Below are 16225 nucleotides of genomic sequence, written 5' to 3' on the forward strand. Positions count from 1 at the left end.
CGCCGGGCACGCGATGAGCACGGGCATCGAAGCCACATGGCTGGGCGCCGCCGACTACGCCGCCACCTACGGCGCAATGAAGCAGTTCACGCTCGAGCGCCAGCCCGAGACGCCCGATGCGCTGTGGATCTGCGAGCATGCGCCGGTCTTCACGCAGGGGATCGCGGGCAGGCAGGACCACATCCTGAACCCTGGCGCGATCCCGGTCGTGCAGACCGACCGCGGCGGCCAGGTCACCTTCCACGGCCCGGGCCAGGTGGTGGCCTATCCGCTGATCGACCTTCGGCGCGCGGGCTACTTCGTGAAGGAATACGTCTACCGCATCGAGGAATCGGTGCTGCGCACGCTGGCCCACTTCGGCGTGACGGGCCACCGCGTGGCGGGCGCACCGGGCATCTACGTGCGGCTCGACGACCCTTTCTCGCATGCCGCGCTGACCGGCCCGCTGCCCGCCGGCGACCCGTTCCGCGGCCTCGGCAAGATCGCCGCGCTCGGCATCAAGGTGAGCCGCCATGCCACTTACCACGGCGTGGCGCTCAACGTCGCGATGGACCTCGAACCCTTCTCGCGCATCAACCCTTGCGGCTATGCGGGGCTGCAAACGGTCGATCTTTCTACAATCGGGGTCCAAACCACATGGGAAGAAGCTGCCCGGGTCCTGAGCCAGAAGCTCGGCACCTACCTGGCGCCTTAGCAATCCAATGAGCACCACAGAAGTCGTCCGCGACGCGCAAAGCGCCGAAAACTACAACCCGCTCGCCAAGCAGAAGGCCGCGGCCAAGCTCTCGCGCATTCCCGTCAAGGTGGTGCAGCAGGGCGAGGTGCTCAAGAAGCCCGAATGGATCCGCGTGAAGGCCGGCAGCCCCACCACGCGCTTCTACGAGATCAAGCAGATCCTGCGCGAAAGCAACCTGCACACGGTCTGCGAAGAAGCCTCGTGCCCGAACATCGGCGAATGCTTCGGCAACGGCACGGCCACCTTCATGATCATGGGCGACAAGTGCACGCGCCGCTGCCCGTTCTGCGACGTGGGCCACGGCCGCCCGGACCCGCTCGACAAGGACGAGCCGCTCAACCTCGCCAAGACCATCGCCAAGCTGCGCCTGAAGTACGTGGTGATCACCAGCGTCGACCGCGACGACCTGCGCGACGGCGGCAGCCAGCATTTCGTCGACTGCATCACGAACATCCGCGAGCTCTCGCCGATGACGCAGATCGAGATCCTCGTGCCCGACTTCCGCGGCCGCGACGACCGCGCATTGGAAATCCTCAAGGCCGCGCCGCCGGACGTGATGAACCACAACCTCGAAACCGCGCCGCGCCTCTACAAGGAAGCGCGCCCCGGCAGCGACTACCAGTTCAGCCTCAACCTGCTGAAGAAATTCAAGGCGCTGCATCCGCAGGTGCCGACCAAGAGCGGCATCATGGTGGGCCTGGGTGAAACCGACGAAGAGATCCTGCAGGTGATGCGCGACATGCGCGCCCACGACATCGACATGCTGACCATCGGCCAGTACCTGTCGCCGTCGGGCTCGCACCTGCCGGTGCGCCGCTACGTGCACCCCGACACCTTCAAGATGTTCGAGGAAGAGGCCTACAAGATGGGCTTCAGCCACGCGGCCGTGGGCGCGATGGTGCGTTCGAGCTACCACGCGGACCAGCAGGCGCACGCCGCGGGCGTCTGACAAACGGCCGCCGGCGCGCCTTATCGCCCGCCGGCCACCCCAGGTGCCGCGTCCCGCGCGGACGCAGCCTGCCGGCCGCCGAACACCGCGAAGCTGAGCGCCGCGGTCAACCAGGCGCCGAGCGCGCCGTACAGCATGACCCATCCGAAGCCATGGGTCACGGCGGCCTGCAGGAGCGCACCGGAGGCATCCGGCACCGCCAGCGTGGCCGCCAGCGCCTGCTGCGCCCCCGCCACGTCCCCGCCCGCGAGCTGCTCGGCCAATGCGCGCAGCCGCGCCGCATCGAGCGCCGTCCCCAGCAAGCCCCGCAGCGCAGCCAGGATGCCCGCCACCAGCACCAGCCCCATCACCGCGATGTTGATGGCCAGCGAGATGAGGCGCGCGCTGACGTCCATGCCCGAGGCCATGCCGGCGCGGTGCGCGGGCACCGAGGCGGTGGTCATGTTGGTCGCGGGCGTGGTGGTCAGGCCCAGGCCGATGCCGGCGACCAGCGCACCGGGCAGCACCGTCCAGCCGCCCAGCTGCGCGAGGCCGCTGCCCCACTTCATCGCCATGAAGCCCAGGCCGATCAGGAACAGGCCTGCGGGAATCACGAAGCGCGCCTGGTAGCGCAGCAGCAGCCACTGCGCGATCGGCGGCATCACGAGGAAGGGCACCGTGTAGACCAGCAGCGCCAGGCCGGCGGCGGTCGTGCCGTAGCCCAGGCCGGCGGAGAAATACAGCGGCAGGTAGATCATGAACGGCCAGTAGCTGCAGTTCATGCCGATGCAGCCGAGGATGGCGCCCGAGAAGTCGCGGATGCGGAACACAGAGAAGTCGAACATCGGGTGCGGATGGAAGCGCTCGACCGCGACGAAGGCCGCGAGCCCCGCCGCGGTGGCGGCCATCAGGCCCAGCGCGGCCGGGCTGGTCCAGCCCAGGCTGTCGCCCTGCGTGATCAGCCAGGTGAGCCCGAGCACCGCGGTGGTCAGCGTGACGATGCCCGCCAGGTCCAGCTTCTGTTGGCGGGCCAGCGGATCGCGCGACTCCGCCACGCCGGCCATGATCAGCGCCAGCCCCAGCAGCGCCAGCGGCACGTGCGCGAGGAAGACCCAGTGCCAGCTGGCCAGCGCGATGATCGCGCCGCCCACCACCGGCCCGAACCCCAGGCCGATGCCGGCCACAACGCCCCAGATCGCGAAGGCGCGGCCGCGCGCCCGGCCGTCCGGAAACTGGTGCGACAGGATCGCAATCGAGCAGATGAACATCGCGCCGCCCGCCATGCCCTGCAGGAAGCGCGCGGCAATCAGCACCGGCGTGCTGGGCGCCAGGCCGCACAGCAGCGAGGCCAGGCCGAAGGCCAGCACCGTGAGCGCGAACATGCGGCGCCGTCCGTAGCGGTCGGCCAGGGTGCCGGTGGCCATCAGCACCGTGGTGCAGGCGATGGTGTAGGCGTTCATGATCCATTGCAGGTCGCGGAAGCCGGCGTGCAGCCGCGCTTCGAGCACCGGCAGGATGATCGGCACGCTGGAGATCTCCAGGCCGAACATCAGCGCCGCCAGGCAGATGGCGGCCAGCGCGAGGGAGGGATGGCGGGGGAAAGAGGACATGGGGACGTGAAGGGAAAGTAGGTGGTCCGGGGCATTCTCAAGACCCCGATTTCATTAGGCAAATGATTAAATTTCCTTCCACTCAGGAAGCGACTTCATTAATCTGGCGGCCATGAACTTCGATACCGGCCTCCTGCAAGCCTTCACCGCCGTCCACCGCGCCAATGGCTTCACGCGCGCCGCCGAGCAGCTGCACCTGACGCAATCGGCGGTCAGCCACCAGATCCGCCGGCTCGAGGAACTGGTCGGGCGCCCGCTGTTCCACCGCACCACGCGGCGCCTGCGCCTGACCGCCGACGGCGAAGACTTTCTTCGCCATGCCGAGCGCATCCTGCAGGCGCAGGACGCGCTGGCGCGGCACTTCCGCTGCTCGCCGATCGAAGGCACGGTGCGCTTCGGCGTGCCCGAGAGCTTCATGAGCGAGGGCCTGCCGCAGCTCCTGCAACAGTTCGCGCGCAGCTGCCCCAACGTGAGGCTGGAGGTGAGCGTGGGCCTGACGCTCGACCTGGCGACGATGGTGCGCGAGCGCGAGCTCGACCTGGCGGTGGTGGTGTCGGTCTCGGGCGAGGTCGAGGGCACGCTGCTGCGGCGCCTGCCGATGGTGTGGGCCGCGGCCGAGGGCTTCGAGCGTGCGGAGGGCGCCTCGCTGCCGCTGGCCTATTCGCCGCCGCCCTGCGTGTGCCGCCAGGTCAGCATCGACGCGCTCAACACCGCCGGCATCCCCTGGCACGGCGCCTTCAGCTCGCACAGCCTGCAGGACCTGCGCACGGCCGCGCTGAGCGGCCTGGCGGTGGCCACCTTCACGCGCGACAACCTGCGCCCCGGCATGGCGGCGCTGGACGAGCGCCATGGCCTGCCGGCGCTGCCGATGCTGGACTTCACCTTGGCCTACGGCGAAGGCGATGCGGGGGAACGCAGCCCGGCCGTGGCCGAGCTCGGCCGCCTGATCGAGCAGGCCGAGTGGGCGCACCGGGACAAGGCCGCGCGGCGGCCGCGCCGTACGCTGCGCGCGGCGTAGGCGCACGTCCGTCGCGTGCGGCTCAGCGCCGGGCCGGGGTCTTCGCTATCCTGCCGTCTGGCCAAGACGAAGGATCGAATTTTGCAAACGCACCCTGCCATTCAAGCCGCCATGGAGCGCGGCTTCGGCGCCATCGCCGACCTGGTTCGCCTCCACGCGCAACACACGCCCGGCCACGCCGCGCTCGCGGACGCGCAACAGGCACTGGACTACGGCGCGCTCGACGCGCTGATGGACCGCGTCGCGGCCGCCCTGCAGCGCGACGGCCTCGGGCCGGGCGATGCCATCGCGGTCTGCGCGGCATCCTCGGTGAACTACGCGGCGGTGTTCCTCGGCGCCTTGCGCGCGGGCGTCGCGGTCGCGCCGCTGGCGCCCGGCTCCACGCCGTCCAGCCTGGCCCGCATGATCGAGGACGCCGATGCGCGCATCCTCTTCACCGACGCCTCGGCCGCCGAGGTCGTCGGCCCCGCCAAGGAAGGCGGCATCCCGCGCGTGGCGCTCGACGGCTCCGCCGCCGGGCAGGCCCTCGATCGCTGGCTCGCCCCCGCGGGCACGCAGCCGCGCGCCGTCGAGACGCAGCCCTCCTGGCCCTTCAACATCATCTATTCGTCGGGCACCACCGGCGAGCCCAAAGGCATCGTGCAGGGCCACGGCATGCGCTGGGCCCACGTGCAGCGCGGCGCCAGGTACGGCTACGGCCCCGACACCGTCACGCTGCTGTCGACGCCGCTCTATTCGAACACCACGCTGGTGGTGTTCTTTCCGACCATTGCCTTCGGCGGCTGCGTGGTGCTGATGCCCAAGTTCGACGCGCTCGGCTACCTGCAGCTGGCCGAGCAGCGCCGCGTGACGCACACGATGCTGGTGCCGGTGCAGTACCAGCGCCTGATGGCGCATCCGCGCTTCGATGCGCACGACCTCTCGTCCTTCCGCTTCAAGTTCAGCACCAGCGCGCCCTTCAACGCCGCGCTCAAGGCCGATGTGCTCAAGCGCTGGCCCGGCGGGCTGATCGAGTTCTACGGCATGACCGAAGGCGGCGGCACCTGCATCCTCGAAGCCCACCTGCATCCGGACAAGCTGCACACCGTCGGCCAGCCGGCCGAAGGCAGCGACATCCGCCTGATCGACGAGGAGGGCCGCGAGATCCCGCGCGCCAACATCGAGCTGGCCGGCGAGGTGGTGGGCCATTCGGGCGGCATGATGACCGGCTATCACCGCCAGCCCGAGAAGACGCGCGAGGCCGAGTGGTTCGACGCCGCCGGCAAGCGCTTCATCCGCACCGGCGACATCGGCCGCTTCGATGCCGATGGCTTCCTCACGCTGTTCGACCGCAAGAAGGACATGATCATCAGCGGCGGCTTCAACATCTATCCGAGCGATCTCGAAGCCGTGCTGCGCGGCCATGCGGCCGTGGCCGACGTGGCGGTGGCCGGCGTGCCGTCGGAGCAATGGGGCGAGACGCCGGTGGCCTTCGTGGTGCGCCGCGAGGGTGACGGCACGTCCGAGGACGCGCTGCTGCAATGGGCCAACGCGCAGCTCGGCAAGACGCAGCGCCTGGCGCGTCTGCAGTTCATTGACGAGTTGCCGCGCAGCGCGATCGGCAAAGTGCTCAAGCGCGAACTGCGTGAACTCGCCGGCCGCTGAAACGCAGGCGCGGGCAGCCGCGCCCTCCGAACACGGCGGCGGCAACGGCCTGCTGTGGCTGCTGGCCGGCGTCGCGCTCCTGTTCGCCTTCCTGCGCCCGCGCGCGCCGATGGACTGGCTCCGGCTGGTCGACTGGCAGACCGTGGGCGCGCTCGCGGGGCTGCTCGCGATCACGCAAGGGGTCGAGAAAAGCGGCATGCTGCAGGCCGCCGCCCAGCGCCTGCTCGCGCGCACGCACAGCCAGCGCAGCCTGGCGCTGATGCTGACCGCCAGCGCGGCGTTCCTGTCCGCGCTGGTGACCAACGACGTGAGCCTGTTCCTGCTGGTGCCGCTCACGCGCGTGCTCGCCAGCCAGGCGCACCTGCCGCTCGCGCGGCTCGTGGTGCTCGAGGCACTGGCGGTCAATGCGGGTTCGGCCCTCACGCCCATCGGCAATCCGCAGAACCTCTACCTCTGGCACCGCTCGGGCGAGAGCTTCGTCGGCTTCATGGGCATGATGCTGCCGACCGTGGCCGTGATGCTGTTCTGGCTCTTCGCGGCGGCCTGGCTGCTGGTGCCGCGCACGCCCATCGCGCTCAAGCCCGAGACCGAGGCCGCGCCGGTGCAGCCGCGCCTCCTTGCACTGGCGGGCGTCCTGTTCATCGGCTTCGTGGTCGCGCTCGACCGGCACTGGCTGCTCGCGGGCCTGGGCGTGGTGTTCGCGGTGTTCCTGCTGAGCTATCCGCGCGTGCTGAAAGACATCGACTGGGCGCTGCTCGCGATCATTGCGCTGATGTTCGTGGACCTGCGCCAGCTGGCCGAGCTGCAGGCGATTGGGTCGCTGCTGAACCACTGGCCCATCACCGAAGGATGGCGCGCCTACCTTGCCGCCATCGTCGCCTCGCAGTTCATCAGCAACGTGCCGGCCGCGATCCTGCTCGACGGCCATGTGCGCGACCTGCCGGCGCTCGCGGCCGGCGTGAGCGTGGGCGGCTTCGGCTGCGTGCTGGGCTCGCTGGCCAACCTGATCGCGCTGCGCCTGGCCAGGCTGCCGCACGGGCTGCGCGAGTTCCATCGCATCAGCATTCCGTTCCTGCTGGTGTGCGCGGCCTCGGCGCTGCTGCTGCGGCTCGGGTGACAGGCGGGGAGCGCCGCAAGACAATCAGCCCTTCACCATGCACCAGCCCGCCCCGCCCATCCTTTCGCTGCGCCACTACGGCAGCTCGCGCGGCAGCCATGCGCACGACCACTTCCAGGTGCTGGTCGGCCTGGAAGGCGTGCTGGAGATCGAGGTCGAAGGCCGCGGCGCCGGCATCGGCGCTGGCCAGGCGCAGGTGGTCGCGCCCGGCGACCGGCACGACTTCGAAGCACGCGGCAGCGGCGGCAGCAGTTGCCTCGTGCTCGACACCGCGCATGCGCCGTGGGCCCGGTGTACCGGGCGCGCGCCGGCCGACCCGCTTCAGCTGCATGCGCTGGCGCGCTATCTCGCGCACTGCACGGCGCAGCCGCAGCAGTTCGCGCTCGCGCTGCAGCACGGCCCCGCGCTGCTGCTTGAAGCCTGGAGCCCCGCGCCTTTTTCTTCAATGCCGCACACGCGCCGCCGCCGCATCGACTGGCCGGCGCTCGCAGCCTGGGCCCGGGCGCGGTGGCACGAGCCGCTCACGGTCGCCGACCTGGCCGAAGTCGCCTGCCTGAGCCCCAGCCAGCTCGCGCAGCGTTGCCGCGAGGAACAGGGCCTGAGCGCGATGCACTGGCTGCGCGGCCTTCGGCTGGCGCATGCGCGCGAACTGCGGCTCGAGGGCATGGGCGTCGCCGAAACCGCGCGCCGAACCGGCTACCGCTCGCCCTCGGCGCTCACCGCCGCGCTGCGTCGGCGCGATCGCTGCTGACCGGCCACACCGTCGTTGCGCGACGACGCACCGGCGCTGCGCGACGGCCGGCCGGGTTAGCCTTGCCCTCCATGTCGCCCACCTTCCTTGCCTTGCTCGCGATCACGCTCTGGGCCACGCTCGCCTCGCTCGGCACCGCCCTCGCGCACCTGCCGCCCTTCCTCCTGACCGGGCTCGCGCTGATCATCGGCAGCCTGCCGAGCTGGCCGCTGGTGCTGCGGGACCGCGCGGCCTGGCGCGTGCCGCCGCGCACGCTGGCGCTGGGCGTCTATGGCCTGTTCGGCTTTCACTTCCTGCTGTTCATCGCGCTGCGGCATGCGCCGCCGGTCGAGGCCAACCTGGTCAACTACCTGTGGCCGCTGTTCATGGTGGTGCTGGCGCCGGTGCTGCTGCCGGGCCTGTCGCTCAGGCCGCTGCATCTGGCGGCGGCGCTGCTGGGCTTTGCGGGCGCGGCGGTCGCGATCCTCGGCACGCGCGGCGGCGCGGGCGCTGGCGCCAACGCGATCCAAGGCTACTGGGGCTTCCTGCCGGCGCTGGGCTCGGCCTTCATCTGGGCCAGCTATTCGCTGTGGACGAAGCGTGTCGAAGCCTTTCCGACCTCGGCCATCGGCCTGTTCGGGCTGGTCTCGGGCGTGCTCTCGCTGGCCTGCCACGCGCTGCTCGAAGCGCCGGCCGCGCTGTCCGGCAAGGACTGGCTGCTGCTCGTGCTGTGCGGCCTCGGCCCGCTGGGCGCGGCCTTCTTCGTGTGGGACATGGCGCTCAAGCGCGGCGACCCGCGGCGCATCGGCATCCTGAGCTATCTCACCCCCCTGGGCTCGACGGCGCTGCTGCTGCTCGTGACCGGCCGGCCGCTGACCTGGACCATCGCGCTGGCCGCCCTGCTCATCATTTCGGCAGCCGTCATGGGCACACGCGCACGCTGAATGGCGTTCGTCCGACGGAAGCGCGCGTTTTTATGGCTAGAGTGGAGGCTCAGGAAAAAAGGAGCCCCCACTCATGGAAAACAAGAACAAGAACGAAGATTTCGAGATCACGCCCAAGCTGGTGTTCGACCTGAACCTGGCGCTGTACCTCGACCTGGTGGCCGCCCTGGAGGGCGCGGGCGCCATCACCTACCGCCAGATGGCGGCCCGGGTGCTCAACATCAGCATGGATGCGCGCGCCGACGGCGAGAACGGCCTCGCAACCGCGCTCGAGGGCGTCGCCAAGGGCTTTGCCGGCCAGGGCGGCGGCCTGTCGATCGAACTGCTGAAGGCCGCGCGCAGCCTGCGCGAGGACGACGCAATGGGCGACATTCCGATGCGGCCGACCGACGAGTGAACTGAGCGGCGAGCGCCGCCAAGAGCGCCCAGGTCGTCGTCGGGGCCCGACTGCGGCCGTCCGATCGACGCCTGCGCTTCAGTCCTGCGCCACCTGCAGCACCAGCTTGCCGAAGTTCTCGCCGCTGAACAGCCGGTTCAGCGCATCGGGGAAGGTGTCGAGCCCCACGACCACGTCTTCCTTGCTCTTCATGCGGCCGTCCTTGAGGTAGCCGGCCAGCTCGGCCACGGCAATGGGGAAGCGGTCCGCGTAGTCGAACACCACGATGCCTTCCATGCGCGCGCGGTTCACCAGCAGGCTCAGGTAGTTGCGGGGGCCGGCCGCGGGCATGCTGTTGGCGTTGTTGTACTGGCTGATGGCGCCGCAGATGATCACGCGGGCCTTGCGTGCGAGCCGCGCGAGCACCGCGTCGAGGATCTCGCCGCCGACGTTGTCGAAGTAGATGTCCACGCCCTTGGGGCAGTGCGCCTTGAGGCCGTCGCGCACGGCACCCGCGCCGGCCTTGTAGTCGATGCAGGCGTCGAAGCCCAGCTCCTTCACCACCCAGTCGCACTTGGCCTGGCCGCCGGCGATGCCGACCACGCGGCAGCCCTTGATCTTGGCGAGCTGCCCGACGGTCTGTCCCACGGCGCCCGCGGCACCGGAGATGACCACCGTTTCGCCCGCCTTGGGCTGGCCCACGTCCATCAGCCCGAAGTAGCCGGTCATGCCCGGCATGCCGAGCACGTTGAGCCACTGGTGGATGGTGCCGGCGCGCAGGTCGATCTTGGCGAGCCCGTTGCGCTTGATCTCTTCCTGGGGCACGAGCATGTATTCCTGCACGCCCAGCGTGCCGTAGACCGTGTCGCCGACCGCGAAGTCCGGATTCTTCGACGCGATGACGCGGCCGATGCCGCCCGCGCGCATCACGGCGCCGATTTCCACCGGCGCGATGTAGCTCTTGGCGTCGTTGAGCCAGCCGCGCATGGCGGGGTCGAGCGAGAGCGAGAGGGTCTTGACCAGCACGCCGCCCTCGGCGGGCTCGCCGACCGGCTCGGTGGTGAACTGCCAGTGTTCGCGCGTTGCCGCGCCCTCGGGCCGCTTGGCGAGCCTGACCTGGTGATTGACGGGCGTTTCGGCCATGGGAGGTCTCCTTGGGAAAGGTCGTTGTTGCGGCGCCATGCTAGCGGCGCGCGGCGCTGCTGGCCGTAGCGCAGGCGACAGCACCGCGCCGGACCCGCGCCCAGGTCCGCCAGCCGCTCAGGCCAGGCGAACCACGATCCGCAGGCCCGGATTCGCGTTGTGCACCGCGAGGCTGCCGCCGTGGGCCTCGGCGATCAGCCGGCAAAGGTACATGCCCAGCCCGACGCCGCCGGTGGCGCGCGCGCGCGCGCTGTCGGTGCGGTAGAAGGCCTCGGTCAGGCGTTCGAGCTGGGCCTCGTCGACGCCGGGGCCGTGGTCGCGCACCTCGATCTCCACGCCCTGCGCCGGCCCGTCGACCACGGCGCGCAGCGACACGCAGGGCGGGCGGGGCGCATCGGTGCTGTAGCGCAAGGCGTTGTCCAGCAGGTTGCGCACCAGCAGGCGGATGCGCATGCGGTCGACGGCATGCGGCGGCAGTCCCTCGGCCAGGTCCAGGTGCACCTGCGGGGCGCCCGGCATCTCGGCCGCGACTTCGCGCACCAGTGCCGCCAGGTCGACCGGCTCGCGCTGCAGCGCCACGTGCGGGCTTGCGAGCCGCTCGCTCTCGAGCAGGTCGCTGATCAGGTCGCGCATCTCGTTCAAGTCGCGCAGCAGCGCCTCGCGCTCGGCCTGGCTTTCGGGCGTGGCCGGCAGCAGCTCGGCATTGAGCCGGGCGCGCGTGAGCGGCGAGCGCAGCTCGTGGCTCAACGCCAGCAGCAGCCCGCGCTTGGCATCGAGCATGGCCTGGATGTCGTCGGCCATGGTGTTGATGTGCTCGGCAAGGTCGCCCAGGTCGTCGTTGCGGCGGATCGGGATCGGCTGCGTGAACTCGCCGCGGCCGAAGCGCTGCGCGCCTTCGCGGATGTCGATCAGCGGCCGCAGCAGCCGGCTGACATAGGCATAGCCCAGCACCACGAGCAGCAGCAGCGCGCAGAGCGTGGCCCACCCGACGATGCGCGGCGCGAGCTGCCAGAGCCTGGGCGACCAGCCGAAGATGACGCGGTGGCCATCGGCGGTCGGGCGGACGAACCACTTGTCGTTCCAGGGTTCCTCGTCGCGGTCGTGCATCCAGCCGCCTCGGCCGTTGCTGCCGCCAGGGTTCGAGTCCCAGTTGACCTTGGGGCCGGTGATGCGGATCGTGATCGGCAGCCGGGCGACCAGCGCCTGCGCGCGCGCCACGTCGGGCGGCGTGCCGATCTCGGCGACGAGCCGGTCGGCATAGTCGACCAGCATCGGCTTGGCGGCCTCGGCCCAGCCGGTGGAAAAGGACTTCTTCATGCCGCCCATGAACACCGCCGCCATCACCAGCGCCAGCATCACGAACATCATGACCAGCCGGATGCGCAACGAACGGCGCCAGCGGCGCTTGCCCTGCACCTTCTCGTGCCACTGTGCGTGCCACTGCCTGTGCAGTTCCGCCCGGCGCGATGCGATCCCGTGCAGCGCCTCGCGCAAACTCCGCCGCCTGCGCCTCATGCAGGCTCGCTGCGCGCGACGGCCAGCGCATAGCCGGCATTGCGCAGCGTCTTGATGCAGTCCAGCGGCTCGAGCTTCTTGCGCAGGCGGCTCACCACGATGTCGACGGCCCGGGTGTAGAGCTCGGCCTCGTGGCCGCGCAGGCGGTTCAGGATGTCGTCGCGGCTGAACACCTTGCCGGGCTCGGCCGCCAGCAGCGCGAGCAGTTCGAACTCGGTGCCGGTGAGCTCCACGCGCTCGCCATGGCGCAGCACCTGGCGCCGGTCGAGGTCGATCGACAGCCCGTCGAACACGCGGTGCTGGGTGCCGTTGCCGTTGGCCGCCGCCGGCGTGCTGCGCTGGCGGCGCAGGATGGTCTGCACGCGCGCCACCAGCTCGCGCGGCTCGAAGGGCTTGGGCACGTAGTCGTCGGCGCCCAGCTCGAGGCCGACCACGCGGTCCATCACCTCGCCGCGCGCGGTGAGCATCACGATGGGAATGTCGCTCTCCTTGCGGATCTCGCGGCACAGCGCAAAGCCGTCCATCTCGGGCAGCATCACGTCGAGGATCGCCGCGTCGAACGGGCCCGCGCGCAATTTGGCGAGCCCTTCGCTCGGGCGCACCGCGCTCTCCAGCGTGTAGCCGAAGCGGGCGAAGTAGGTGGTCAGCGGCGCGGCGAGATGTTCGTCGTCGTCGATCAGCAGGATGCGCGGCATGGCGGGATTGTGCCTCCTGACAAGAAGGTGGCGAATGACCTCGCCGACCATCAGGCCCGCCGGCATCGCACCGCCCAGGCCAGGCCCGCCACGAGAACGCAGAGCAACAGCGCGTGGTAGACCACGTCGGGCACCGTGCGCGGACCGATGCCCGCGATGATGGTGCCGAGCCCGACCAGCGTGCCCAGCAGCGCGAAGCCCTGGCCGATGATGGCGGCGCGGCGCGCATGATGGGGACGCAGCCAGGTCGCGGCCGAGGCCAGCACCAGCACGGTGGCTATCACCGCCTCGGCATTGCGGGCCGCGGCATGCGCGTAGCCGGACACCAGCAACCCCGCGTGCACCGTCGACGCGAGGCCGAGCATGGACGCCTCCGCCAGCATCCATGCGCGCGCGGCCGGCGCGTGCACGGCGGGGGAAGCGCTGCGGCCGCTGCGCATGGACGCGTCGCTCACCATGGATCGGCCCTGCCGATGCGGCCCAGGTGGGTGGCAGCGAAGCCCGCCGCGTACTTGAGCCCGTAGCCCAGCGCACGGTCGACGCCGATGTGGGCCAGCCAGATCAGGCTGCCGGCCACCGCCCAGGGCATGGCCGCGAGTACGCCGAGCGCCAGCAGCAGCACCGGGCCGACGTACGAGTGCGCGGCGTTGTAGAGCGCCGCGCCCGTGCGCGGGCCCGCGAGGTAGCCCAGCAGCGACAGATCGGGCACGAGCAGCCAGAGCGCGAACACGCCCCAACCCGCGCCGAACTGCGCGTAGGCGGCGAGCGCCGCGCCCAGCACCACGGCGCCTTCGAGCCGCAGCAGCGCGCGCACGCCGCCCGCCGCGGCCACGGCCTGCTCGGGGGATGCCGCGGAACCGGCTTCGGCGGGCCGAAGGTATCGCCCCCTGGCAGGGAGGTGGCGAAGCGACACGAAGTGCGCGAAGCCCGGGGGCGAGCCAAGCCTAGCCATGATGGCGCCAGCGGCGTCCGCCGCGATCCATGAAGTCACGCACCTTCTGCTGCTGCGCGGCGTTCAGGCTGTCGAAGAAATCGGCGGCGGCGGCGATGATTTCCGGGCTGCCGTTGCGCATGGCCGAGGTCTTCTCGTCGACGAGCCGCGTGGCGGCCGCCTGGTCGAGCTTGTTGCCCGCGAACAGCGCCTTGAACTGCGAACGCGGATCGCCCGCCCCGCCCGCGCCGCGCATGGCTTCACGCTGCGCCTGCAGCTTCTCGGCCAGCACCGTGAGCTTCTGCTTCTGCGCTGCGTCGAGTTCCAGCTTGCTGCCGACGCGCTCGACCATCCTGGTGCGGAACTCGGCGGAATCGCCGCTGCCCCAGCCGTGCCGATGCCCGGCGCAGCCGGCAATGCTGCCCGCCACCACCGCAAGGCCGGCGAAACCGAAGAGAGTGCGTTTGATCCAGTGTTTCATGATGTTCCTTGCGGCCCGCGGAGTGCCCTGCGGGCGTGATGTGTCTTAAAGTTTGTTGCTGTTGCCGGCGGCTGCGGCTCGTGCATCGACGGGGTTCTGCAGGGTCGAGACGACCTTGCTGTTCACGCGCGAACCCGAGGTCACGTTCTGGTCGGGTGCGGCGGCGGTGCGCATGGCTTCAAAGACGACGCCTGCGCGGTCCCTGGAAACGGCCATGGTCTCGGCGCCGCGCGAACCGCGCACGACGTTCTGGTCCGGTGCGGAAGCCGTGCGAGCGGCTTCGGCGTTGACTTCGGCGCGGCTCTTGGCCGAGGCGAGCGGCTGGACGCCTTCGTAGGACTCAGCCTTGGCACCGGCTGCAGCGAGCAGCGCGAAGGAGCCGATGGCAACGACTTGGGTCAGGGAGAGGGATTTCATGTCAGGCCTTTCTGTAGTGGAAGAGGAGACCTGATGGTGCTTGCGACGCGTCTGCAAGTCCTTTCGCCGCAGTTTCGGCGTGTTTCGTTTTATTTCGGCTCCGCCCTGCCTCTGAGCGGATTGAAATAGTAAGAACTAATTTCCGGCCAGCACCGACGCCGGATCGTCCGACTCGAGCACGCCCTTGGCCCATTCCTCGAGCTTGCCGGTGTCCGCGCGCAGCACCTCCTGCTTGACGGCGAGGATGCGCGACGGATGCATCGAGAAGCTGCGCAGTCCGAGGCCGAGCAAGAGGCGCGTGAAGGCCACGTCGCCCGCCATCTCGCCGCACACGGCCACGCTCTTGCCCTGGCGGCGGCATTCGGCAATGGTGTCGGCCACCAGCCTGAGCACCGCGGGATGGGCCGGGTCGTAGAGGTGGGCCACGGCCTCGTCGGCGCGGTCGATGGCCAGCGTGTACTGGATCAGGTCGTTGGTGCCGATCGACAGGAAGTCGAAGTACTTCAGGAAGGTCTTGAGCGTGAGCGCGGCGGCGGGAATCTCGATCATCGCGCCGAGCTTCACCTTGCCGTACACGGCGCCGCGGCTGTCGAGCTCCGAGCGCGCGAAGTCGATCAGCGACAGCGTCTGGCGGATCTCGCTGACGTGCGCGAGCATCGGGATCAGCAGGTGGATCTCGCCGTGCGCCGCCGCGCGCAGGATCGCGCGCAACTGCGTGAGGAACATCGCCGGGTCGGCCAGGCTCCAGCGGATGGCGCGCAGGCCGAGCGCGGGATTCAGGTGCTCCTGCTTGCTGACGGCCTTGCCGTCGAGCGGCTTGTCGGCGCCCACGTCGATGGTGCGGATGGTGACCGGCATGCCCTGCATGCCTTCGACCGCGCGCTTGTAGGCCTGGTATTGCTCTTCCTCGTCGGGCAGGCGCGTCTGGTGCTGCGACTCGCGGCCCATGAAGAGGAACTCGCTGCGGAACAGCCCGACGCCCACTGCGCCGGCCTTGACGGCACCGACGGTGTCCTCGGGCATCTCGATGTTGGCGAGCAACTCGACGCGCTGGCCGTCGAGCGTCACCGCGGGCTTGTGGCGCAGGCGTGCGAGCCGGCCGCGTTCGAGGTCGCCCTGGCGCTGCTTGAAGCCGTACTCGGCCAGGATGATCGGCGAAGGATCGACGATCACCACGCCGGCATCGCCGTCGATGATCACCCAGTCGTCCTGGCGCACCAGCTGGCTCGCGGTGCGCGCGCCCACCACGGCCGGAATGTCCATGCTGCGCGCGACGATCGCGGTGTGCGAGGTGCGCCCGCCCACGTCGGTCACGAAGCCGGCGAACACGCTCTTCTTGAACTGGAGCATGTCGGCCGGCGACAGGTCGTGCGCGATCAGCACCAGCGGCGCGTCGATGCCGTCGCCGGCGGTGGGGTCGTCGTCTTCCTCGGCCGCGGGGCGCTTGCGGCGCGGCGGGCTCGGCGCCAGCACCGCGGCCGTGCCCTTCATGCGGTGCAGCAGCCGCTCGACCACCTGCTCGAGGTCGGCCTTGCGTTCGCGCAGGTACTCGTCCTCCATCTCGTCGAACTGGCGCGCGATGATTTCGAGCTGCGTGGTCAGCGCCCACTCGGCGTTGTAGAGCCGATCGGTGATCCAGTGCTTGACGCCGCCGGTGAGCGCCTCGTCCTGCAGCAGCATCTGGTGCACTTCGAGCAGCGCGGCGAGCTCGTGCGGCGCATCGTTGGGGCCCATCAGCGCGACGCTGGCCTGCAGCTTGGCAAGTTCGTCGGCCACTGCATTGCGGGCCATGCGCACCCGGTCGATCTCGGTCTCCACTTCCTCGGGCTTGATGAAGTAGTGGGCCACGTCGATGCGGCTGGACACCACCAGCACCGCGCGGCCAATGGCAATGCCACGGGCGACGGGGAGGCCGTGGACTGCGAAGGTCATGGCGGCTC

17 protein-coding genes are annotated in these 16225 nt (G+C 70.2%); 8 read left to right on the forward strand and 9 right to left on the reverse strand.

Features of this window, described 5'->3' with window-relative positions:
* Window positions 1–13: 13 nt before the first annotated feature.
* Window positions 14–694: a lipoyl(octanoyl) transferase LipB gene (gene lipB, locus ACAM58_RS24280; protein WP_018906548.1), complete on the forward strand. Its 681-nt coding sequence runs from the start codon at window positions 14–16 to the stop codon at window positions 692–694.
* A gap of 7 nt (window positions 695–701) precedes the next feature.
* Window positions 702–1685, forward strand: a complete 984-nt coding sequence (gene lipA, locus ACAM58_RS24285; RefSeq protein WP_015867639.1) for a lipoyl synthase — start codon at window positions 702–704, stop codon at window positions 1683–1685.
* Window positions 1686–1705: 20 nt separating this feature from the next.
* On the opposite strand, the gene ACAM58_RS24290 is transcribed toward lipA, so the two are convergent.
* The gene (locus tag ACAM58_RS24290) at window positions 1706–3274 is read right to left on the reverse strand and encodes an MFS transporter (RefSeq protein ID WP_028254145.1); all 1569 of its coding nucleotides are present in this window, start codon (window positions 3272–3274) and stop codon (window positions 1706–1708) included.
* Window positions 3275–3386: 112 nt separating this feature from the next.
* Between ACAM58_RS24290 and ACAM58_RS24295 the strand changes: the two genes are divergently transcribed.
* The 6 genes from ACAM58_RS24295 to ACAM58_RS24320 all read left to right on the forward strand — a co-directional run bounded on the left by ACAM58_RS24295 (window position 3387) and on the right by ACAM58_RS24320 (window position 9124).
* Window positions 3387–4292 (forward strand): LysR family transcriptional regulator, encoded by a 906-nt coding sequence (locus ACAM58_RS24295; RefSeq protein ID WP_018906546.1) that lies wholly within the window; start codon window positions 3387–3389, stop codon window positions 4290–4292.
* Window positions 4293–4403: 111 nt separating this feature from the next.
* Entirely contained in the window at window positions 4404–5936 is a 1533-nt protein-coding gene (locus ACAM58_RS24300; protein ID WP_018906545.1) for a class I adenylate-forming enzyme family protein, read from the forward strand.
* On the forward strand, window positions 5917–7053 hold the full coding sequence (locus ACAM58_RS24305) for an SLC13 family permease (RefSeq protein WP_018906544.1): 1137 nt from the start codon (window positions 5917–5919) through the stop codon (window positions 7051–7053). The genes ACAM58_RS24300 and ACAM58_RS24305 overlap by 20 nt, the downstream gene beginning before the upstream one ends.
* 37 nt (window positions 7054–7090) lie before the next feature.
* The gene (locus ACAM58_RS24310) at window positions 7091–7804 is read left to right on the forward strand and encodes an AraC family transcriptional regulator (protein ID WP_018906543.1); all 714 of its coding nucleotides are present in this window, start codon (window positions 7091–7093) and stop codon (window positions 7802–7804) included.
* Between the two features lie 71 nt (window positions 7805–7875).
* Window positions 7876–8727 (forward strand): DMT family transporter, encoded by an 852-nt coding sequence (locus ACAM58_RS24315; RefSeq protein WP_028254146.1) that lies wholly within the window; start codon window positions 7876–7878, stop codon window positions 8725–8727.
* A 73-nt stretch (window positions 8728–8800) separates the two neighbouring features.
* Window positions 8801–9124 (forward strand): hypothetical protein, encoded by a 324-nt coding sequence (locus tag ACAM58_RS24320; protein WP_015867646.1) that lies wholly within the window; start codon window positions 8801–8803, stop codon window positions 9122–9124.
* A gap of 78 nt (window positions 9125–9202) precedes the next feature.
* On the opposite strand, the gene ACAM58_RS24325 is transcribed toward ACAM58_RS24320, so the two are convergent.
* The 8 genes from ACAM58_RS24325 to ptsP form a co-directional block, all read right to left on the reverse strand.
* Window positions 9203–10246, reverse strand: a complete 1044-nt coding sequence (locus ACAM58_RS24325; RefSeq protein WP_018906541.1) for an NADP-dependent oxidoreductase — start codon at window positions 10244–10246, stop codon at window positions 9203–9205.
* Between the two features lie 117 nt (window positions 10247–10363).
* Complete coding sequence (locus ACAM58_RS24330) at window positions 10364–11761, reverse strand: HAMP domain-containing sensor histidine kinase (protein WP_015867648.1); 1398 nt, start codon at window positions 11759–11761, stop codon at window positions 10364–10366.
* Window positions 11758–12456, reverse strand: a complete 699-nt coding sequence (locus ACAM58_RS24335; protein WP_026284223.1) for a response regulator transcription factor — start codon at window positions 12454–12456, stop codon at window positions 11758–11760. Before ACAM58_RS24335 ends, ACAM58_RS24330 begins: the two co-directional genes overlap by 4 nt.
* Window positions 12457–12506: 50 nt before the next feature.
* Window positions 12507–12914: a hypothetical protein gene (locus tag ACAM58_RS24340; RefSeq protein WP_018906539.1), complete on the reverse strand. Its 408-nt coding sequence runs from the start codon at window positions 12912–12914 to the stop codon at window positions 12507–12509.
* Window positions 12908–13408 (reverse strand): DUF4260 domain-containing protein, encoded by a 501-nt coding sequence (locus ACAM58_RS24345; protein WP_015867651.1) that lies wholly within the window; start codon window positions 13406–13408, stop codon window positions 12908–12910. The genes ACAM58_RS24340 and ACAM58_RS24345 overlap by 7 nt, the downstream gene beginning before the upstream one ends.
* Entirely contained in the window at window positions 13401–13868 is a 468-nt protein-coding gene (locus ACAM58_RS24350) for a Spy/CpxP family protein refolding chaperone (protein WP_018906538.1), read from the reverse strand. The genes ACAM58_RS24345 and ACAM58_RS24350 overlap by 8 nt, the downstream gene beginning before the upstream one ends.
* A 45-nt stretch (window positions 13869–13913) precedes the next feature.
* Window positions 13914–14285, reverse strand: a complete 372-nt coding sequence (locus ACAM58_RS24355; RefSeq protein WP_018906537.1) for a hypothetical protein — start codon at window positions 14283–14285, stop codon at window positions 13914–13916.
* Window positions 14286–14420: 135 nt separating this feature from the next.
* Window positions 14421–16217 carry a phosphoenolpyruvate--protein phosphotransferase gene (gene ptsP, locus ACAM58_RS24360; protein WP_015867654.1) on the reverse strand — a complete coding sequence of 599 codons (1797 nt, stop codon included), beginning with the start codon at window positions 16215–16217 and terminating at the stop codon, window positions 14421–14423.
* Between the last annotated feature and the right edge of the window lie 8 nt (window positions 16218–16225).

Origin of the sequence: Variovorax sp. V116 (assembly GCF_041154435.1) — a bacterium.
GTDB classification, from domain to species: domain Bacteria; phylum Pseudomonadota; class Gammaproteobacteria; order Burkholderiales; family Burkholderiaceae_C; genus Variovorax; species Variovorax paradoxus.